The 19,305-nt window shown below is 41.8% G+C and carries 24 protein-coding genes; 21 read left to right on the forward strand and 3 right to left on the reverse strand.

The annotated features are described in order from the left end of the window. Nucleotides 1-72: 72 nt before the first annotated feature. On the forward strand, nt 73-732 hold the full coding sequence (locus tag HUX68_RS15690) for a TraR/DksA C4-type zinc finger protein (RefSeq protein WP_174615690.1): 660 nt from the start codon (nt 73-75) through the stop codon (nt 730-732). A 46-nt stretch (nt 733-778) separates the two neighbouring features. On the opposite strand, the gene HUX68_RS15695 is transcribed toward HUX68_RS15690, so the two are convergent. Both HUX68_RS15695 and HUX68_RS15700 read right to left on the reverse strand, forming a co-directional pair. Continuing rightward, entirely contained in the window at nt 779-1,570 is a 792-nt protein-coding gene (locus HUX68_RS15695; RefSeq protein WP_174615691.1) for a zinc ribbon domain-containing protein, read from the reverse strand. A gap of 382 nt (nt 1,571-1,952) precedes the next feature. Beyond that, nucleotides 1,953-3,362, reverse strand: coding sequence for a S1C family serine protease (locus HUX68_RS15700; RefSeq protein WP_246206702.1), 1,410 nt, complete (start codon nt 3,360-3,362; stop codon nt 1,953-1,955). Between the two features lie 179 nt (nt 3,363-3,541). Here HUX68_RS15700 and HUX68_RS15705 point away from each other — a divergent pair, with 179 nt between their 5' ends. The 20 genes from HUX68_RS15705 to HUX68_RS15800 all read left to right on the forward strand — a co-directional run bounded on the left by HUX68_RS15705 (nt 3,542) and on the right by HUX68_RS15800 (nt 18,948). Next, a complete protein-coding gene (locus HUX68_RS15705) occupies nt 3,542-4,228 on the forward strand; it encodes a response regulator transcription factor (RefSeq protein ID WP_174615692.1) in 687 nt (228 codons plus the stop codon). A 3-nt stretch (nt 4,229-4,231) separates the two neighbouring features. Continuing rightward, entirely contained in the window at nt 4,232-5,548 is a 1,317-nt protein-coding gene (locus HUX68_RS15710) for a sensor histidine kinase (RefSeq protein WP_174615693.1), read from the forward strand. Nucleotides 5,549-5,633: 85 nt separating this feature from the next. Further along, nucleotides 5,634-7,463, forward strand: coding sequence for a translational GTPase TypA (gene typA, locus HUX68_RS15715; RefSeq protein WP_174615694.1), 1,830 nt, complete (start codon nt 5,634-5,636; stop codon nt 7,461-7,463). Nucleotides 7,464-7,477: 14 nt separating this feature from the next. Continuing rightward, complete coding sequence (locus tag HUX68_RS15720) at nt 7,478-7,627, forward strand: hypothetical protein (protein ID WP_174615695.1); 150 nt, start codon at nt 7,478-7,480, stop codon at nt 7,625-7,627. Nucleotides 7,628-7,749: 122 nt separating this feature from the next. Beyond that, nucleotides 7,750-8,784, forward strand: coding sequence for a PQQ-dependent sugar dehydrogenase (locus HUX68_RS15725; RefSeq protein WP_246206703.1), 1,035 nt, complete (start codon nt 7,750-7,752; stop codon nt 8,782-8,784). Nucleotides 8,785-9,063: 279 nt separating this feature from the next. After that, complete coding sequence (gvpQ, locus tag HUX68_RS15730) at nt 9,064-9,528, forward strand: gas vesicle protein GvpQ (protein ID WP_174615696.1); 465 nt, start codon at nt 9,064-9,066, stop codon at nt 9,526-9,528. Between the two features lie 27 nt (nt 9,529-9,555). Next, the gene (gvpJ, locus tag HUX68_RS15735; RefSeq protein ID WP_174615697.1) at nt 9,556-9,816 is read left to right on the forward strand and encodes a gas vesicle protein GvpJ; all 261 of its coding nucleotides are present in this window, start codon (nt 9,556-9,558) and stop codon (nt 9,814-9,816) included. Between the two features lie 65 nt (nt 9,817-9,881). Then, entirely contained in the window at nt 9,882-10,142 is a 261-nt protein-coding gene (locus HUX68_RS15740) for a gas vesicle protein GvpO (RefSeq protein ID WP_174615698.1), read from the forward strand. A gap of 59 nt (nt 10,143-10,201) precedes the next feature. Continuing rightward, a complete protein-coding gene (locus HUX68_RS15745; RefSeq protein WP_174615699.1) occupies nt 10,202-10,969 on the forward strand; it encodes a GvpL/GvpF family gas vesicle protein in 768 nt (255 codons plus the stop codon). Further along, a complete protein-coding gene (locus HUX68_RS15750; RefSeq protein ID WP_174615700.1) occupies nt 10,969-11,229 on the forward strand; it encodes a gas vesicle protein GvpG in 261 nt (86 codons plus the stop codon). Before HUX68_RS15745 ends, HUX68_RS15750 begins: the two co-directional genes overlap by 1 nt. 6 nt (nt 11,230-11,235) lie before the next feature. Then, nucleotides 11,236-12,054: a GvpL/GvpF family gas vesicle protein gene (locus HUX68_RS15755; RefSeq protein WP_174615701.1), complete on the forward strand. Its 819-nt coding sequence runs from the start codon at nt 11,236-11,238 to the stop codon at nt 12,052-12,054. A 10-nt stretch (nt 12,055-12,064) separates the two neighbouring features. Next, entirely contained in the window at nt 12,065-12,358 is a 294-nt protein-coding gene (locus tag HUX68_RS15760) for a gas vesicle protein (RefSeq protein WP_174615702.1), read from the forward strand. Beyond that, nucleotides 12,309-12,593 carry a gas vesicle protein K gene (locus tag HUX68_RS15765; protein ID WP_174615703.1) on the forward strand — a complete coding sequence of 95 codons (285 nt, stop codon included), beginning with the start codon at nt 12,309-12,311 and terminating at the stop codon, nt 12,591-12,593. The genes HUX68_RS15760 and HUX68_RS15765 overlap by 50 nt, the downstream gene beginning before the upstream one ends. A 39-nt stretch (nt 12,594-12,632) precedes the next feature. Beyond that, on the forward strand, nt 12,633-12,986 hold the full coding sequence (locus HUX68_RS15770; RefSeq protein ID WP_174615704.1) for a gas vesicle protein: 354 nt from the start codon (nt 12,633-12,635) through the stop codon (nt 12,984-12,986). Continuing rightward, the gene (locus HUX68_RS15775) at nt 12,970-13,545 is read left to right on the forward strand and encodes a YtxH domain-containing protein (protein WP_174615705.1); all 576 of its coding nucleotides are present in this window, start codon (nt 12,970-12,972) and stop codon (nt 13,543-13,545) included. Before HUX68_RS15770 ends, HUX68_RS15775 begins: the two co-directional genes overlap by 17 nt. Before the next feature lie 15 nt (nt 13,546-13,560). Then, complete coding sequence (gvpU, locus tag HUX68_RS15780) at nt 13,561-13,968, forward strand: gas vesicle accessory protein GvpU (protein WP_174615706.1); 408 nt, start codon at nt 13,561-13,563, stop codon at nt 13,966-13,968. A 261-nt stretch (nt 13,969-14,229) separates the two neighbouring features. After that, nucleotides 14,230-16,146, forward strand: a complete 1,917-nt coding sequence (gene treP, locus HUX68_RS15785) for a PTS system trehalose-specific EIIBC component (protein ID WP_174615707.1) — start codon at nt 14,230-14,232, stop codon at nt 16,144-16,146. Nucleotides 16,147-16,176: 30 nt separating this feature from the next. Further along, nucleotides 16,177-17,829, forward strand: coding sequence for an alpha,alpha-phosphotrehalase (gene treC, locus HUX68_RS15790; RefSeq protein ID WP_174615708.1), 1,653 nt, complete (start codon nt 16,177-16,179; stop codon nt 17,827-17,829). Nucleotides 17,830-17,841: 12 nt separating this feature from the next. Beyond that, a complete protein-coding gene (gene treR / locus HUX68_RS15795; protein ID WP_174615709.1) occupies nt 17,842-18,546 on the forward strand; it encodes a trehalose operon repressor in 705 nt (234 codons plus the stop codon). 114 nt (nt 18,547-18,660) lie between these two features. Next, on the forward strand, nt 18,661-18,948 hold the full coding sequence (locus HUX68_RS15800; protein ID WP_174615710.1) for a YkvA family protein: 288 nt from the start codon (nt 18,661-18,663) through the stop codon (nt 18,946-18,948). Between the two features lie 127 nt (nt 18,949-19,075). On the opposite strand, the gene HUX68_RS15805 is transcribed toward HUX68_RS15800, so the two are convergent. Continuing rightward, nucleotides 19,076-19,264, reverse strand: coding sequence for a hypothetical protein (locus HUX68_RS15805; protein ID WP_174615711.1), 189 nt, complete (start codon nt 19,262-19,264; stop codon nt 19,076-19,078). Nucleotides 19,265-19,305 lie beyond the last annotated feature (41 nt).

Genomic DNA, 19,305 nt, shown 5'->3' on the forward strand with positions numbered 1-19,305 from the left:
AGTATCAACTGTTTTGTTTTACACATAGTATAATTAGCGGTATTTATTCTGCTGAAATGGAGGCTGAATGCTATGCTAACAAACGAACAGATGAACCAGTGCAAAGCTGCTCTGACGGAGCGGCAGGACGAACTTATTAATCATGTCAACGATCATTTCGGAATGACCCAAGCTTTTTGGAAGGAATCGATGCATGAATTATCCAGTTATGATAATCATCCGGGCGATATGGGGACAGAAATGTTTGAGCGGGAAAAGGACACGGCATTAAATGAGCATGCTGAGAAGGAACTCGAAGATATTAATGCCGCACTGCATGCGCTGGAAAATGGGACATACGGAATTTGCGCAGAATGCGGAAGAGATATTCCCTATGAACGACTTGCTGCTATGCCGACTGCGGATAGATGTCTCGAACATGCTGAACATCGTAACCCAATTAATGACCGTCCGATTGAGGAGCAGGTGTTCAGTCCGAATATAAATCCCGATGAAGTGACACCTGAGGAACAGACGGGATATGACGCCGAGGATGCCTGGCAGGAAGTCGGCAGATACGGCACGTCAGAAACACCATCAGACTTCTTTGGTGACCGGGATAATTATGATGAAATGTACCCTAATAGTGATGAAAATATTGGCAGTGTCGAGGATGAAGAAAGCTTTCTTGCAGCAGACCGATACGGCAAATTTACAGGTGTAACACCGAACCATAATAAATTTGAAGAATAAATATGCACAGCCACAGTTATGTGCTGTGCATATTCTTATATACACATCAGAACCCGCCCATAAATGAATTCATGAGCGCCCCCATAAGGGCATCCAGAAAGATTCGCATGAAAAAGCCATAGACCAGTAAGATGGTGATATATAGTCCCAGCAGTATATATATTCGGTCAAACCCGTCGGATGGCTGCTCCAACAGGATGAAAGTCGGAGCGATAAGCAGCATCCCCAGTATACTTATGAATGTAAGCAATAGTGCAAAAGCTGGAAATCCAACCAGCGAAAAAACGATGCCTGCAATATGAAATATAAAAAACGGGACCAGATATGCACCGTACTTCGCAACGATATCAGGAAACTTTGCAGCCTGGATAGTCAATTTGGAACATAGAAATGTTAATCCTGCGATTAAGAAGAAGAGCAGGATTAACAAAATAAACGGGATGACAAAACTATCCAGAAATGAGAGTTCAATCATGACAGATAGCCCCATAGGTCCCAATGACACTGAATTGATGACAAAATGGTAACTAATAGCTATCAGCAGTGAAAACAGACCAAACATAATGATTCCGGAACTGAAATCCGATTTATTGGCTTTTCTTGCTTCACTCGGGTTTTTAAGAAGGGCCATAAAAAAGTGGCCAAAATTCGCACCTGTTGTTTTCAGTTTTTCTGACTTTTCATAATGCTGGTTCTTATTTTGTTCTTTGGTGGATGTGGCACCCGTGACAGTCTCAGACAAGGAAGAGTTGTTATCGTCGTGAAACGGCAGTTCTGCTCCACAATTTGTGCAATACTTTCCTTCATCTGATTCAAGACCGCAACTTGGACATTGCATAAGAAATCACTTCCTTTCTTATTATTACCCTTATTTTATACACTTTCGACAATGATAGCCAATTTTCCTGTCACGTCAAAAAGAGGCAGGGACAAATCAAAAAGTGTAATACAAAAAGACGAACAATATTAGAGTCTAGCGGAGGAAATATACGTAGACTCCTGCGGGGGAACAGGCCTAGATGAGACCCCGCAGTGCGTAAGCACGAGGAGGGCTCAACAACCGCCCGCGGAAAGCGAAGTATATTTCCGGAGCGGCTGAGTTCACCATTTAATTCGTTTTTTCTTTTGATAAATCACTTTTTGTCCCAGCCTCTTTTTGGTATATAAGCAAGTATAAAACTTTCTCATCACATTAGTGCAACTAAGACTTTGACAGCATCTTAGTTTTGTTGTGCACGTTTAGCTAATGTCAATTCGACTGTTTGGGGTTCTCCATTTCGGTAAACTTCCATCTCGACCGTTTCACCGATCTCGGTTTCGGTGTACATATATTTTCGTAAATCAAGAATGGACTTGATTTCGTGACCATTGATTTTTGTAATCACATCAAATTGCTGCAAGTTTGCTTCTGCAGCTGGTGAACCAGGCTCAACCTGTGCAACAACCATACCGCCTTTGACAGAATCCGGCAGTTGTATTTGATCACGGTACTGCAGCGGCACCTGACTGATTCCTACCGTGCTGATTCCGATATATGGCCGGGCAACTTTTCCGTTCTCCTCAAGCTGTTTCATAATTGGTTTTGCCTGGCCAATTGGTATGGCGAATCCAATTCCTTCCACATTACGGCGGGCAATTTTCATCGAGTTTATTCCAATAACCTCGCCATCAGCATTCAATAGTGCTCCACCACTGTTTCCTGGATTAATGGCTGCATCCGTTTGAATCACTTCGGTAACCCAGTCAGGGCGGCCGTCCCCGTCAACATCAACTTTAACGGAACGGTTCAGTCCGCTGATAATTCCTTTCGTTACTGAGTTTGCAAAATTCATACCGAGCGGGTTTCCAACAGCGATAACCGTTTGCCCGACTTTAAGGTTTTTGGATGATCCAAGATCTGCCACTGTGTTAATTTTTTTACCGTCAACCTGAAGTACCGCCAAATCTGTTAATGGGTCCGAACCAAGAACTTTTGCATTAATTCTATCTCCATTGTTCAGTACAATCTTTACTTCTTCAGCGCCTTCCACCACATGGTGGTTTGTTACGACATAGGCTTTACCATTTTCTTCTTTATAAATGATGCCTGAACCAGAACCAGCTTCCATACTTTTTGTCCATATGTTTTTCTGTTGCATGTTCAATACACCTACAACCGCTTTGGATGCCTCATCAATAGTTGAGGCCACATTGACATTGCTTGAAGTTACGGTCTCGGCAATTGGAGGCGTTGCAGATTCGTTTGCGTTTGCCGAGTCTGTATTGCTGCTGTTGGTAGTATTCGTTGGAATTACATTTGTGACGAACAATAGTGCAACAATCACTGCCGCGATAACACCTCCAACTAATCCGCTGACAAGGGATGAAAAACCGCTTTTTTGTTTTTTGATTTTCGGCTTCTTGGCTTGTGTGTTTGCTCTTGCTGATTCCGCCACACCTTTATTTTCTTGTTCATGGGAGGCTGTAGGTTCCTGCTGCGTGTGAAAAGTGTTTTCCTGTTCAGTCTGATTCCCATTGTCAGAAGGACTTTCCTTCATTTCATGATGCATATCTGAAGAATTTTCGTTGGAATCCTGTTGATTATTGGAAGAGTCGTTTTCAAATTCATGCTGATTATCATTTCGTTCCATTTTATGACCACCTTTCGATTAAGTTAAATTATAATTACAGTATTTATTATACCCATGCGGTTTGGCAGGCTATTGGTATAAATAAGTAAAAAGTGTGTAATCTACCTTTTTAGTGTTCACTACCCTTTTTTTATGTAAAAATAACAGTAAGATAACAATTTGATAAGGAGTTCGGACTTATGAGCAAGCATATTGGAATTGTGGAAGATGATGCAAATATCCGAAATATTGTATCCGCATATTTAAAGAAGGAGGATTATCAGGTAACGGTACTGGGGTCTGCGGAAGATGCCTGGGAACTGTGGGAAACGCAACCTCCGGATATGTGGGTGCTGGACATTATGCTTCCTGGAATGGATGGATATGAGTTTTGTAAAAAAATCCGAAATGAAAGTGACGTTCCAATTATTATTATCTCAGCAAAAGATGATGAGATTGATAAAATACTCGGCCTGGAGCTTGGCGGTGATGATTATTTGACGAAACCGTTCAGCCCAAGGGAATTACTCGCACGGGTTAAGCGTGTTTTTAAACGAGTACAGCCAAAAGAAGCGCAGAAAGAACCGTCTGAAGGCAAGCTGAAGGTGGATAACCTTCTGATTTATGAGAATGAGCGGCGGATTTTCTGGAATGGGGAGGAACAGGAGGTAACAGCAAAAGAGTATGAAATGATTCTTTTGTTCGCCGAAAACAGGAATCGTGCGTTCTCCCGTGAAGAGCTGCTTGTGAAAATTTGGGGGGAAAACTACTTTGGAAGTGATCGTGCGGTAGATGATCTCGTCAAACGTATTCGAAAAAAATTGAAAGGTATCTCCCTGGAGACCGTTTGGGGTTATGGATACCGGCTGCGCAGTGAAGAGGATTAACGTATGAAACTTCAATCACAGCTTAATCTGGCATTTTCTGCACTTTTGCTCGTTATTCTCACAGCTGCGGGCTTTGTTACATATTCATTAATTCTGGATATGCTGATTGATGATGAAAAAGCAGAACTTAGGCAAAAAGGGGAGCTGCTTGTCCAGTTAATTAATGAAGAGTATGGGTCACTGCAAAATGATCAGCAGCTTAGTGCATTTTTGGAAGATCAGGACTTGCAATTGTTTTTATATAATCGACAACAGGACAGTGTCTTGTTTTATACGATGCCGCGTCAGTTTGTCGAAGGATTTTCAAGAGAGGATTACTTCGAGAATAAAGAAGAGCAATTGTGGGAGATTGGTAACAGGAAATATGTTACATCGCGAATATTGTTTTACCCGGAAAGTTCCGGCATGGAGCTTATTCTGCTTACGCCATTGAATGATTTGCAAAAAGTTCAACAGGATTTTTTCAGGCGCCTGTTGATTGTATTTATCATTGGAGCAATTGCTGCAATGATGCTCAGTTATTTTTTGACAAATAAATTGGTCACCCCGCTGAGCAGACTGAAGCACCAACTGAAAAAGATTGAAAAACGAAAATTTGTTGATGTCGAACCGATTAAGGCAACGGGTGAAATCCGTGAGGTTGCCGAGAGTGTATATGATATGGCAACGGAATTGCAGCGCTATATTAACACACAGCAGGCTTTTTTTCAGAATGCCAGCCATGAGTTGAAAACTCCGCTGATGACCATCCAGGGATATGCGGAAGGAATCAGGGATAAGGTTTTTGATCAGGCTGATGAAGAAAAAGGACTGGAAATGATGGTAACTGAAGTAAATCGGTTGAAGACAATTATCAATGAAATGATTTTGCTTGCCAAACTGGATAGCTCCCAGGCTGCATACCAGCCGGAAAAAATCCGGACATCCGATTTGATTCAGCAAGTAATGGACCGAACCTTGCCAACAGTCAATGAGAAGGGTGTTGAACTGACATATGATGAAGACCCGGAAAGCAGACTGTATGTTGACCAGGAGAAGCTGTTGCGCGCATTGTTGAATATTACCGTGAACGCGATACGGCATGCAGTGTCACAGGTTAATATCTCGGTAGAGGGTAAAACCGTTATAATAGAAGATGACGGAAATGGGATTGCGGATGATTTGATTCCACATATTTTCCACCGGTTTGTTAAAGGTAAGAATGGTGAAACCGGGCTGGGACTGGCGATAGCGAGAGCGATTATCGAACAGTCCGGAGGGAAAATATCAGTAGAAGATTCAGAACTGGGCGGTGCTAAGTTTATCATCCGGTTTCAGTAGGGTATACGAATTTTACAATTAATTTATTTGTGATATAATAGGATAGTTTGATTCATCTCGAAATCACAGAGGAGCGTACTTTTTTATGCAATTAAGAGAAGATATCCGCAACATCGCTATTATTGCCCACGTTGACCATGGCAAAACAACACTTGTCGATCAGCTTTTAAAATACTCCGGAACTTTCCGGGAAAACGAGCAAGTAAATGAACGGGCCATGGACTCAAATGATATAGAGCGGGAACGCGGGATTACCATTTTAGCGAAAAATACTGCGATAAAATATAATGATACAGCCATAAATATTCTCGATACCCCGGGACACGCAGATTTTGGCGGGGAAGTCGAACGGATTATGAAGATGGTTGATGGTGTAATTTTGGTCGTCGATGCCTATGAAGGAACAATGCCGCAAACACGTTTTGTGTTAAAAAAAGCACTGGAACAGAAATTAACGCCAATTGTTGTTTTAAATAAAATCGACCGTCCCAATGCGCGCCCGAATGATGTTGTCGATGAAGTACTGGACTTGTTCATTGAACTGGGAGCAGACGATGAACAGCTGGAATTTCCGGTTGTTTATGCGTCTGCATTGAATGGTACATCCGGTACAGAGCCGGATAATCAGACGGAAACGATGGATCCGGTGTTTACGACAATTATGGATCATATTCCTGCACCAATAGATACACAGGATGATCCATTACAGTTCCAGATTACGCTGCTGGATTATAATGATTATGTCGGACGAATCGGTGTCGGACGTGTTGTGCGGGGAAAAATCAGTGTCGGTCAACAAGTGGTTGTCATGAAAAAAGACGGATCGACAAAAAATTTCCGTATCAGCAAGCTTTTTGGTTTTATCGGACTGAAACGGATGGAGATCCAGGAAGCAAAAGCCGGTGATATTGTGGCGATTGCCGGTATGGATGATATTAATATCGGGGAAACAATTTGTGACCGGGATCATGCAGAGGGGCTGCCATGGCTCCGTATTGACGAACCGACCCTGCAAATGACGTTTCTTGTTAATAACAGTCCATTTGCCGGCCGGGAAGGTAATTATATAACATCACGTCGAATTGAAGAGCGTCTTATGAAACAGCTGGAAACGGATGTGAGTTTACGTGTTGATCCGACCGATTCTCCTGATGCATGGACCGTATCGGGACGTGGTGAACTGCACTTGTCGATTCTGATTGAAAATATGCGCCGGGAAGGCTATGAACTGCAGCTTTCTAAACCACAAGTTATCATTAAAGAAATCGATGGTGTAAAATGCGAGCCTTATGAACGTGTGCAAGTAGATGTTCCGGAAGAATATACAGGTGGTGTTATGGAATCACTTGGTGCACGTAAAGGTGAAATGCTTGATATGGTGAATCAGGGAAACGGCCAGGTTCGTATCGAGTTTAAGGTTCCATCGCGCGGTCTTATCGGCTATTCTACTGAATTCATGTCTCAAACCCGTGGTTATGGTATTATAAACCATACATTTGACGCATATGAACCAATTGCCAATGGCCCGGTTGGAGGACGTCGTGAAGGTGTACTTGTCGGAATGGAACATGGCAAAGCATCGACATACGGCATTATGCAGCTTGAGGATCGTGGTGTTATTTTTGTCGAGCCGGGAACCGAGATTTATGCGGGTATGATCGTCGGCGAGCATAACCGTGAAAATGATCTGACCGTTAACATTACCAAGGAAAAACATCTGACCAATGTTCGTTCGGCAACAAAGGATCAGACAGCAACGATCCGAAAGACGCGTCAGATGTCATTGGAAGAAGCAATCGAATACTTGAATGATGATGAATATTGTGAAGTAACACCAGAATCGATTCGTCTTCGCAAAAAAATTTTAAATAAAAATGAACGTGAGAAAGCAGCGAAAAAATCCAAGCTAGGATAAGTTGCTGTTGTGATATGCGGCGGAAGTGCATTTATGCGCTTCCGCCGTTTTTTATGGGCGGAACATCAACCGTACGGGAGAAACATCAACCGTACGAGCAGAACATCAACCGCAGGGGAGAAACATCAACCATACGAGGTAGAACATCAACCATACGAGCATAAACTTCAAACCACTGTTCCTGTAATAGTTGAAGTGGTATGCATAAGCAGGTAAACTGAAACAAACTATCATGCAAAGGGTGATCCAGATCCGATATCTTCTCATATTATTGGCGGTCGTATGTGTGACAAGTGCCTGTTCACAGCAAGAGAAGCCTAATCCGGAGACAACAATGCAGGAAGCTTCTGATTCCGAACAAAGCCTAAAGGTCATTGCACAAAATCTTGATGAACCTTGGGAGATTGTGAAAAATGGGGAGACTTTTTATATAAGTGAGCGGACAGGCAGTATTGTCAAAGTTCAGAATGGGGAGAAAACCCGTATGCCGGTGGAGTTTTCGGAAAACCTTTCCGATCAGCCGGAAGCCGGGCTGCTCGGAATTGATTTTCCAAAAAACTTCAGTGAGACTAGAACGGCATATGCTTATTACTCCTATCAGGAGAATGAACAATATTATCAACGGGTTGTAACCATCCGGGCGCGAAATGGAAAGTGGACAGAGATGGAAACACTGCTGGATAAAATTCCTGGTGGTACATTTCATCAGGGTGGACGAATTGAGATCGGTCCGGATAATAAATTGTATATTACTACCGGTGACGCAACGAACCCTGAATTGGCACAGGACAGGAGCAGTTTGGCCGGAAAAATTCTGCGGATGAATCTAGACGGTTCAGTTCCTGAGAATAACCCTTTTACTGATTCGTATGTTTATTCCTATGGACACCGTAATCCACAGGGACTCGCCTGGAATGATGATAATCAGCTGTATGCGACGGAACATGGCTCAAGTGCATATGATGAAGTTAACCGGATCATTAAAGGGGAGAATTATGGATGGCCAGCTATCCGCGGAGATGAATCGGCACCGGACATGAAAGAGCCGGTAATTCATTCAGGAAACGATACGTGGGCACCGTCCGGCATGACATTTTTTAATGGTGATTTCTACTTTGCTTCATTGGCAGGAGAAGGCTTGCGGCGGTTTGATCCGGAAGGCGGGGAGCTGGAACTGATTGTCTCGGATGTTGGCCGTGTACGGGACGCACGCGCTGCTGAGAACGGTATCTATTTTATAACCAATAATACGGACGGCAGGGGAATGCCGGATAAGAAGGATGATCGACTGCTGTTCATATCCGAAACTGAATTAGATTGAGGGAAAAAGCTGCTATGCAAAGTTTTGCACGGCAGCTTTTTTATAGTTGTTATCTAAACGTAATAGAAGTGAAATGCAATGATAACTCAACCATTTGAAGCAACGTGAAATTCCTTTGATGATGGGAAAAAATTATTACAATGGAGAGAAAAAATTGTTTAAGATTAAGACTATTTTCGAAAATCCGTTATATTTTCAGCTTTTGGAAGTTTTGATAAATATAGAAAGGGTTAAAGGTTACAAAATTTAATATTAAGTCCTGATGGAGGGAGGAAATTCATGAGTGTCGAGCCGGTAAAAAAGAAAGCTGGCAAGTTAGCAAAAAAAGCAATGAAGAAAGTGCCGGACGAATGGAAGGAAAAAGCAAAGGACGAAATACAGGAAGAATCAGCAAAGCAGATTGAAGAAAAGGTGGAATCCAAAGCGAATCATGCTTCGGAAAAGCTTGCAAAAATGAAAAACAGGAATGCGGACAAAGTACATGCTAATGCAGAAACTGCCAAAGAGAAAACACAGGATGCTTTATTGACACTCAGAGACAAGCTGAAAAAGGTTAAAAATGCTGGAGATGAATTCCAGGATAAAATATCTTCTTCCACTAACGAAAACAATTCGAGAGTGAAAGGAGTTCATGATATAAAAGGAATTTCAAATGTAAAAAGTCCCTCAAACATGAAAGGGCCGGCGGACGTCAAAAAATCATCAAACATCAAGTCGATTACATCAATTAAAAAGATAGGTTGATGACGATTAAAAGGAGGAGATTTTACGATGGCTATTCAAAAGTCAACTGATAGTTCCAGTCTCGCTGAAGTAATTGACCGAATATTGGATAAAGGGATTGTAATTGATGCGTATGCAAGAGTTTCTGTGGTAGGTATTGAGATTCTCACTGTGGAAGCAAGGGTGGTTATTGCCAGTGTTGATACATGGCTCCGTTATGCAGAAGCGGTTGGCTTATTGCGTGACGATGTCGAAGAAGAAGGTCTCCCGGTACAGCCAAATGAACGAAGCGCACAATTCAGTATATAGGAGAAGGATTCCATCCCTCTGGGTGGTTCCTTCCCTTTTTACTACTAATTAACGGGAGGAAGACAATGGAAATAAAAGAAGTGATGCAAAGTGTAAACGATTTTTTTGCAGAACATGTAGCTCCTTTGCACAAAATAACTGCAGTGGAGGCAGACGAAAAAGATGGCTGGCGAATCATGCTCGAGGTAATTGAAGAAAAGGATTATATGAAGAAGTATGCAAAGGATGAAATGGTGGGGATTTATCAGGTGATGGTAAATAACAAGAAAGAGGTTACCACTTTTAAACGACAGGAAATACGGTACCGGAGTAAAATTGAAAATTGACCGGTTGGTGATCAAAAAGGTGCATTGAATCAAGCAAAGGTTGGAATGGAGAGGAAACAATGGAACAACAAACAGAAACAGGTATCTATTTGTTTTGTGGAATCCAAACAACGGATAAAACAAATTTTGGGGACATCGACTTGGAGGGAAGTCAATATGGGACATTTACGATACATTATCGCGATGCAGCTATGGTTGCAGCAGAAGTTCCCATGAAAATCTACCATCCGAATAAAGAAAATTTAATGATGCATCAACAAGTCATGTCCCAGGTGATGGAGCAGAATGATACTGTAATTCCCATCAGTTTCGGCAACATTTTTCATTCAAAAGAGGATGTCGAGGTACTGCTTGAAAATCTGTATCCGCAATTTGAAGCGCTTTTCCCGAAAATTAAAGGGAAAATGGAGCTTGGTTTGAAAGTGATCGGGAAAAAAGATTGGTTGGACAAAAGAGTAAACAAGCATCCGGAAGTGGAAGAGATGGCAAAAACTGTTCAGGGTAAATCAGAGGCTGCCGGTTATTATGACCGAATTAGATTAGGTGGAGCGGCTCAGGAAATTTTCACCAGGCTTCAGGAGGAAGTAAAAGTTAATATTTTCGCTCCGCTGGAGGAAAACGCGGAGGCTGCCAAAATAAATGATCCGTTAAGTGAAACGATGCTGTTAAATGCCTCTTTCTTAATAGATCGTGACAACGAATCAGCATTTGACGGTCTAGTAAATGACGTTCATGAGAAATGGAAGGCGTACACAGATTTTAATTATTCAGGTCCATGGCCTGCCTACAATTTTATTAATATTAGGCTAACAGTGGAGGAAACGTAATGCTGCACAAATTGGTTACTGGTCCGATGAAGTTGATTAAGAACGTTGGAGAACGAGTGCAGGAAGAAGCGGATAAGCAATTATATGACCTTTCCACCATTCAGAAAAAACTGGCGCAGCAGCAAATGATGTATGAACTCGGGGAAGTTTCCAGGGAAGTTTATGAAGAACAGGAAGCGGAACTTTTACACCGCTATGAAATTGCAAAACAAAAAGAGCTAGAGCAATGGGAAGAATTAACGAAACCAAAGGAAGAGTGAACGACGATGGATAAGAAAATATATGTATATGGATTTGTTCCTGCGAATGAAGTGCAGAATCAGCCTATTCCAGAACATGAGGGCTTCGATGAATCGGAAAATTTGTATTCAATCAACATGGGAACAGTTACCGCTCTCGTGGCTGATTTGGAACCTGAAGCCTATACCGAGGAAATAGTGGAAGAAAAAATGAACAATGATTTGGAATGGCTCCAGAAAAAGGCATTTCATCACCATGAGATTTTGATGGAGCTGAATAAACTGTACACCGTAATTCCATTATCTTTTTGTACCATTTACAACAATCAGAACAGCCTGGTTCAATCGGTCACCCCGGAACTCAATGGTTTGTTTGAGTCTTTTGAACGAATAAATGGTAAAGAGGAATGGAATTTGAAAATCTACTGCAACGATGACAAGCTCAAAGAAACAGTAAACGAACGGAACCCTGTTATAAATGAGAAAAGAGCGGAGATACGAAAGTTATCGCCAGGTCGACAATTTTTCGAAAAAAAGAAGATAGAGCAACTAGTGAATAAGGAACTGGAAAAGGAACGGGATAAGCTTTGTGAACAGATTCATAATGAGTTTAAATTGATGGCGGCTCAGGCAGATGTGAAGAAAACTTTAGGCAAGGATGTAACTGGAAGGAAAGAACGCATGGGCTGGAACAGTGTCTATTTGGTTGCAGTTTCTGATGTAAATCTGTTTTTGGAAAAAATAGAGCGGAAAGAGCAAGAGATGCAATATTCGGGTATTCAAATCGAAATAACAGGTCCATGGCCAAGCTATCATTTTGTCAGTTTGACTACAATGGAAAAGTGAGGAAAATCCAATGCCAAATGTAAGAGAAACTGTTGAGGATAAGGAAGTCGGACTGATTGATATTCTGGATGTCATACTGGACAAAGGTGTAGCCATCAAAGGGGATTTAATTATTTCAATTGCAAGAGTTGATCTCGTTTATCTTGATTTGCGTGTGTTAATCTCCTCAGTGGAGAAATTGGTGCAATTTTATGAAACTAATCAAACCGAGGTTTCTTCCAACCGGTTTGATGTTGAAAGGAGGATGTTGGAGGATGCAGCCAGCCAACCAAGCGGATGGTCGAATAAATCTAGATCCGGATAATGCAGAAGATGGTCTTGCCCAACTGGTTATGACTGTGATTGAATTACTTCGGCAAATCGTTGAAAGGCATGCAATGAGGCGTGTGGAAGGTGGAACCTTGTCTGAGGAACAGGTGGAAGATTTAGGAGTGGCTTTGATGAATCTTGAAGAAAAAATGGACGAGTTAAAAGAAGTTTTTGGTTTAGATGCAGAAGACTTGAATATTGATCTGGGGCCATTAGGTAATCTGTTGTAATTATACCGGAAATTGCTACGAAGAAGGAAGGTGACAGTAATGGCAGTCGAACATCCCATGCAGTCCAGTACGATTGTGGATGTACTTGAAAAAGTACTTGACAAAGGCGTCGTAATTGCCGGGGACATTCGGGTTGGGGTTGCGGATGTTGAGTTGATCACCATTAAAATCCGGCTAATCGTTGCGTCAGTTGATAAAGCGAAAGAAATTGGGATGGATTGGTGGGAAACTGACCCTTATTTAAGCTCAAAAGCGAATGACAATATACAATCATTGGAAGAAGAGAATCGAATGCTGAAAGATCGGCTCGATGATCTGGAAAATATGGTCGACAATAATAATCGGGTTACCACTAATGATAAGGGAGAGATTCAGAATGATAAAAAGGTCTGATGTGAACAATGAAGAGACGAAATCAAATGTTGAAACAGATAATAAAGGCAAATCTTTAAAAGGGGCTCTGGCTGGGGGTGTAGTAGGTTTAGCAATCGGCTGTATCTCCAGTGAAAAGAATCGGCAAAAGCTGGTTAAGGCAGCTAACAAGGAGTTCTTGAAGGAAAAAGGTTCCGAGGTTAGTTCAAAAACGAAATCGAAAATGAATTATTGGAAAGAATCCGGAATGGAAAAATCAAACCAGGCATTGCAGGGAGTAAAAACTTCTACAGGTAATCTATTTTCCAGCCAAAAACAGGAAGACTTTGAAAATCTGAAACTGGAGCAGGAAAATATGTATCATCGACTGCAAAGCCTGGAAGAAAAAATCGATAAACTGCTGAAGATGAATGGATTAAATGAAATAGACGAAAACCCCGAAAGAAGTGAATTGGAGGGTGATAAAACTACGAACACAAAGTCATCAACCAATAAGAGCAAAAATAAAAAACAACAAAGCGGTAAAACAGCAGCAGAAAAAGAAACGGCAGTGACAAGCGATGACGATACATCTTCATAGAAAGGGGAGAAAAGGATGAGTGAAGGTATGAAAGATAATGTATTGGAACACTTTGTAATGGCAGCCAATAAATATGAGTTTGAACTAGATATTTCATTGGTAATTCATGGGATTATAGTGACCGGAACGTTAATTTCCGCCGGCGATTATTTTGAGAATATAAGCAAGTCGTTTGAAGACGGAAGTGAAGTTTCCCATAAATTAAGCAAACAGCTTTCAAAAGCAGGAGAAGCGGTTGAATCAGGAAATCATAGTGATGTACATTACATTCACTTAAAAAATACCCGAATTTATTGCGGTGACAGTAAGCCGACACCATCCAAAGGAAAGATCCTCTGGCGTGGCAAGCTAAGTGAAGTAGACAGTTTTTTTCTTGGTAAAATTGCAGAGCCAAAGTCAAAATCATCCACATCCAAAAGCTAGCAAACGCGTTTGAACGCATTCTGATCGGATGCGTTTTTTTCTGGGCAGATATAATATAATACTGTCTAGCTTAACGCCTTGTCATATAAGTCGATTGTTTCAATGCCTGATGACACTTGAATTTTGTCGAATAATATTATGTATTTCCGGCAATATATGTTGTAAGCCCTTGCACAACCTGTATATACAAGTTATACTAGTCAATGAAACATGTATATACAAGTTGCAAAGAAAAGCAGCTAAAATAAGGGAGGCACTCCTATGGTTAGTAACCAGGAAAAAATTTTTGCACCACTGAATGGAACAATCAAATCGCTGGAAGACGTTCCGGATCCGACATTTTCCCAAAAAATGATGGGTGACGGCCTGGCGATTGATCCTGAAGATGGAAAAGTGGTTGCACCGCTTGATGGGGAAATTGTGCAGATATTCCCGACAAAACATGCGGTTGGCATCCTTAGTGATGAAGGCACAGAAGTACTTATTCATATAGGTTTGGAAACGGTTAATTTAGATGGAGATGGCTTTGAAGCACATGTTCAGCAAGGGGATAAAGTCAAGGCAGGCGATCCGCTCATTACATTTGATGTGGAGTTTGTCCGTGAAAAGGCTGCCGGTATCATTACGCCGGTTATCATTACGAATGGAGAGCAAGTCGGTTTTTTGGAAAAAACAAAAGAAGCCACTGCTATTGCCGGAGAAACAGTGCTGCTTACAGCAGAAAGACAGGAAAAGTCCGGTGAAAAAGCAAGTGAGAAAACATCAGCATCATCAGATACACCGTACAGCAAAGAAGCAAGTGAAATTGTGGAAGCACTTGGCGGCGAGGAAAATATCAATGTTGCGACGCACTGTATTACACGGCTGCGGTTCGCGTTAAATGATGAGGATAATGTGAATCAGGAATCGCTTGAAAATATGGATCTTGTCAAAGGCTCCTTTTCGGCCAACGGGCAGTTCCAGGTTGTTATCGGGCAGGGAACCGTTGATAAAGTATATGCCGCGATGCTGAACGAAACAAACATGGGTGAAGCATCAAAAGATGATGTAAAAGCGGCTGTCGGCAAAAAACAAAACTGGCTGCAGCGTGGTGTCAAGGTTCTTGCGGATATTTTCATTCCGATACTACCGGCAATCGTAACAGCCGGTCTGTTAATGGGGATTAATAACGTATTAGTTAATCCAGTATTCAGTGAACAGTCCATTATTGAAATGTATCCGCAATGGTCCGGAATAGCTAATATGATTATCATCATTGCCAATACCGCATTCGTGTTTTTACCTGCTTTAATCGGTTGGTCTGCAGTGAAACGGTTTGGCGGTAATGAGCTGCTCGGGGTAGTACTTGGTTTAATTATGGTACATCCGGAACTTCTTAATGCGTGGTCATATGGCGATGCGTTGAAATCGGGTGACATTCCGACATGGAATCTGTTTGGATTTGAAGTTGATAAAATAGGTTATCAGGGACAAGTATTACCGGTGTTATTTGCATCATGGGTACTGGCGAAAATTGAGATTTTCATGAAAAAACGGGTGATGGATTCACTGCAACTGCTGGTGGTAGGTCCGGTTGCATTGCTAGTAACAGGGTTTCTCACGTTTATTATCATTGGCCCAATCACATTTGCGATTGGAAATTGGATAACAGACGGGCTGGTTGCAATATTTGAACAGTATGCACTTCTTGGCGGGCTGATTTATGGAGCGCTTTATGCACCAATGGTTATCACAGGTATGCATCATACTTTCCTTGCAGTTGATTTACAGTTAATTGGAAGTACTGGTTCAACATTCCTATGGCCGATCACGGCACTTTCCAATATTGCTCAAGGTTCAGCTGCATTTGCAATGATGATGGTGGCACGAGAGGAAAAATTAAAAGGTTTGGCAGGGACTTCAGGTCTTTCGGCTTGGCTTGGCATCACCGAACCAGCGATGTTTGGTGTTAATTTGCTGTATAAATATCCATTTATTGCGGCAGTAGGTGGTTCTTCTATTGCAGGTGCTTTCATTACAATGCAGCATGTTACAGCAGCATCTATTGGTATTGGCGGTGTTCCCGGATTCTTATCTATTGAAAACGGGATGGCTTCATTCTTTATCGGAATGGGCATCGTTATTGTCATTCCATTTATCATTACGTTCCTTATCGCAAAACGTAAACTTAACAAATAAATATGTAACATGAACAAAGAGGTGATAACAATGCATGAATCATGGTGGCAAAAAGCTGTTGTGTATCAAATTTATCCAAAAAGCTTTAATGATACAACCGGAAGTGGCACCGGGGATATTCAGGGAATTATTCAGAAACTGGATTACATCAAAAAGCTTGGTGTTGATGTGATTTGGCTGACCCCTGTTTACCAGTCACCACAACATGATAATGGATACGATATCAGCAACTATTTCGATATTGAGCCTGATTACGGAACGATGAAAGATTTTGAGGAGTTGCTCGAGGAAACCCATAAGCGTGATATGAAGCTGATTATGGATCTTGTCATAAATCATACATCGACTGAACATGAATGGTTTAAACAGGCATCAGCTTCTCAGGATAATCCATACCGTGATTTTTATATTTGGAAGGATGGTCCCGAACTGCCAAATAACTGGCAGTCCAAGTTCGGGGGACCTGCATGGGAACTGGATGAACAGACCAATCAATATTATTTGCATTTATTTGATACGACTCAGGCGGATTTGAACTGGGAAAATGAACAACTGAGGGAAAAACTGTTTGACATGATGCGCTTTTGGGCGGAAAAAGGAATTGATGGATTCCGTCTGGATGTTATCAACCTGATTTCCAAAAACCAGGATTTTCCCAATGATGACAGTGGGGACGGTCGCAAATTTTATACCGATGGACCGCGAATTCATGAATATTTGCATGAAATGAATCAGGCGGTTTTTTCCCGGTACAACATGATGACCGTCGGTGAAATGTCGTCGACAACGTTGGATAATTGCGTGCTGTATACCCGTCCGGAACGCCAGGAACTGGATATGACGTTTCAGTTTCATCACTTGAAAGTTGATTATGCCAATGGTGAAAAATGGACCAAAGCACCGTTTGACTTTGTTGAATTAAAACGAATTTTATCCAACTGGCAAGTCGGTATGCATGAAGGCGGGGGATGGAATGCACTGTTCTGGTGCAACCATGATCAGCCGCGTGTCGTTTCCCGCTTCGGTAATGATGGGCAATACCACCGGAAGTCGGCAAAAATGCTTGCTGCGACATTGCACATGATGAAAGGTACCCCATACATCTATCAGGGTGAAGAATTCGGCATGACAAACCCGGGTTTTCAGGATATTGGCGACTATTGTGATGTGGAGTCACTGAATGCCTATCAGATGATGCAGCGGGAAGGGAAGTCCGAGGAGGAAGCACTTGCCATCCTTCGGGAAAAGTCCCGCGATAATGCGAGAACGCCAATGCAATGGACGAATGAGGAAAATGCTGGTTTCACCTCGGGAACTCCGTGGATTAAGGTAGCGGACAATTATCCAACCATCAATGTGGAAAAGACTATCGAAGATCCGAATTCTATTTTTGCCTTTTATCAGAAGCTTGTCGCACTTCGCAAAGAATATGATATCATTACGTATGGAGATTATCAGTTGCTGCTGGCGGATGATGAGCGGATATTTGCGTTTACACGGAACTGGAATGGTGAGACATTGCTTGTAGTGAGTAATTTTTATCCGGAAGAGAAAACCGTACAGATTCCGCTGGAGAAGAATCGTGAGGCAGATGTGTTACTATCCAATTATGCAGATCATGCCCAACCAGCAGGCGAATTAATACTAAGGCCATATGAGTCAATTGTTTATCACCTAAAATAGCGGGGATTGGCGATGCAAAAATATTTAACCATTTATCATGATATTGCCGAAAAAATTAAAACAAACTACTGGTCAAAATCAACGATGCTTCCATCGGAAAATGAATTGACAGCAATGTATGAAACATCCCGTGAGACAATTCGGAAGGCGCTGACCCTGTTGGCGCAGGAAGGGTTTATTCAAAAAATTCGCGGGAAAGGTTCAGTTATCATTGATGTTAACAAATTCGACTTTCCGGTTTCCGGGATTGTTAGTTTTAAGGAATTGGCTGCTAATTTAAAGCAGGAGACACGTACGATTGTCAGTGAGCTGGAAAGGTTCGAAGCGGATAAAGAGCTGCAATCCAAGCTGCAAGTGGGGAAGCGTGACCTGGTTTGGAAAGTGGTGCGTGTCCGGGAGATTTCCGGAGAAAGAATCATCCTGGACAAGGATTACTTCAATTCGGCGTACGTTCCGGAATTAACCAGGGAAATTTGTGCAGACTCCATTTACAGCTTTCTGGAAAATGACTTGCAGCTGGATATCAGTTTTGCCCGAAAAGAAATCGTTGTGGAGGAACCGACTGATGAGGACCGTGAACTGCTTGACCTTAAGGGCTACTCCAATGTGGTTGTTATCAAAAGCATGGTATATCTGGACGATACCAGCCTGTTTCAGTATACTGAATCACGACACAGACCTGATAAATTCCGGTTCGTGGATTTTGCCCGACGTTGAGTGAGTTTGGCAGTTGCCTCCACCACCGAATTTTGTCGAATAATATATGTGATAAAGTCGTTTTATTTTTGATAAGACGGCTTTTTTCTTTATACTGTGATAGAGGTGAGGTCTATGAGGCGCTTTTTAAAACGACTTCAATTTCTATTAAAATTTCACAAATCAATACCGTTTGTAAAAGATTTCTTCCTGTCAGGAGAAGTCAGATCCGGCAGTAAATGGTTGTTTGCGATTCTGCTAATCGGGTATATAGCTTTTCCATTTGATATTATACCGGACTTTCTTTTTTGGTTTGGAATTTTTGATGATATTACGGTTGCTGCTTTCCTGCTGCAATGGATGGTTAAAGCTGCGCCGCAGTCATTGAAAGAAAAACATCAGCTGCTGGATCAGAAAGACTGACGATCCTACAGGGGGGGATTTCTTTTTAACTGGTTGAATTTGATATGGCTGAAAAACAAATTAAGCAGATAATGCATTTCATCGTCGATAAACAATAAAAGTCGGAAGGATCTCCCTCCGACTTTTATTATGAATTCTTTTCGTTTTCATCGCGTTTATCATTTGGAATATACTTGGTATAGTATGTTGCAAAAATGAGGCTGATGAAAGCCAGCCCCCAGGAGGCAATGCTGCTCCAATGTTGATTGATCTGGAGACCAATTATTAGTATAACAACACTCAGGATGAAGAAAATTAATGTCAAATAACGCTTCATTGTTAACACTCCGGTCAAGATTAATGTCCATTCTCCGGTTG

The sequence above is a fragment of the Virgibacillus ihumii genome, assembly GCF_902726655.1.
Taxonomy (GTDB): Bacteria; Bacillota; Bacilli; order Bacillales; family Amphibacillaceae; genus Lentibacillus; species Lentibacillus ihumii.

Coding starts and splice junctions, on each gene's coding strand:
- HUX68_RS15760 (WP_174615702.1), top strand. CDS start 12,065: ATGCCAAATGTAAGAGAAACTGTTGAGGATAAGGAAGTCGGACTGATT.
- HUX68_RS15800 (WP_174615710.1), top strand. CDS start 18,661: ATGAGGCGCTTTTTAAAACGACTTCAATTTCTATTAAAATTTCACAAA.
- HUX68_RS15745 (WP_174615699.1), top strand. CDS start 10,202: ATGGAACAACAAACAGAAACAGGTATCTATTTGTTTTGTGGAATCCAA.
- HUX68_RS15700 (WP_246206702.1), bottom strand. CDS start 3,362: ATGGAACGAAATGATAATCAGCATGAATTTGAAAACGACTCTTCCAAT.
- HUX68_RS15775 (WP_174615705.1), top strand. CDS start 12,970: ATGATAAAAAGGTCTGATGTGAACAATGAAGAGACGAAATCAAATGTT.
- gvpJ (WP_174615697.1), top strand. CDS start 9,556: ATGGCTATTCAAAAGTCAACTGATAGTTCCAGTCTCGCTGAAGTAATT.
- treP (WP_174615707.1), top strand. CDS start 14,230: ATGGTTAGTAACCAGGAAAAAATTTTTGCACCACTGAATGGAACAATC.
- HUX68_RS15755 (WP_174615701.1), top strand. CDS start 11,236: ATGGATAAGAAAATATATGTATATGGATTTGTTCCTGCGAATGAAGTG.
- treC (WP_174615708.1), top strand. CDS start 16,177: ATGCATGAATCATGGTGGCAAAAAGCTGTTGTGTATCAAATTTATCCA.
- typA (WP_174615694.1), top strand. CDS start 5,634: ATGCAATTAAGAGAAGATATCCGCAACATCGCTATTATTGCCCACGTT.
- gvpQ (WP_174615696.1), top strand. CDS start 9,064: ATGAGTGTCGAGCCGGTAAAAAAGAAAGCTGGCAAGTTAGCAAAAAAA.
- HUX68_RS15750 (WP_174615700.1), top strand. CDS start 10,969: ATGCTGCACAAATTGGTTACTGGTCCGATGAAGTTGATTAAGAACGTT.
- HUX68_RS15770 (WP_174615704.1), top strand. CDS start 12,633: ATGGCAGTCGAACATCCCATGCAGTCCAGTACGATTGTGGATGTACTT.
- HUX68_RS15805 (WP_174615711.1), bottom strand. CDS start 19,264: ATGAAGCGTTATTTGACATTAATTTTCTTCATCCTGAGTGTTGTTATA.
- HUX68_RS15765 (WP_174615703.1), top strand. CDS start 12,309: ATGCAGCCAGCCAACCAAGCGGATGGTCGAATAAATCTAGATCCGGAT.
- gvpU (WP_174615706.1), top strand. CDS start 13,561: ATGAGTGAAGGTATGAAAGATAATGTATTGGAACACTTTGTAATGGCA.
- treR (WP_174615709.1), top strand. CDS start 17,842: ATGCAAAAATATTTAACCATTTATCATGATATTGCCGAAAAAATTAAA.
- HUX68_RS15695 (WP_174615691.1), bottom strand. CDS start 1,570: ATGCAATGTCCAAGTTGCGGTCTTGAATCAGATGAAGGAAAGTATTGC.
- HUX68_RS15720 (WP_174615695.1), top strand. CDS start 7,478: ATGCGGCGGAAGTGCATTTATGCGCTTCCGCCGTTTTTTATGGGCGGA.
- HUX68_RS15705 (WP_174615692.1), top strand. CDS start 3,542: ATGAGCAAGCATATTGGAATTGTGGAAGATGATGCAAATATCCGAAAT.
- HUX68_RS15710 (WP_174615693.1), top strand. CDS start 4,232: ATGAAACTTCAATCACAGCTTAATCTGGCATTTTCTGCACTTTTGCTC.
- HUX68_RS15740 (WP_174615698.1), top strand. CDS start 9,882: ATGGAAATAAAAGAAGTGATGCAAAGTGTAAACGATTTTTTTGCAGAA.
- HUX68_RS15690 (WP_174615690.1), top strand. CDS start 73: ATGCTAACAAACGAACAGATGAACCAGTGCAAAGCTGCTCTGACGGAG.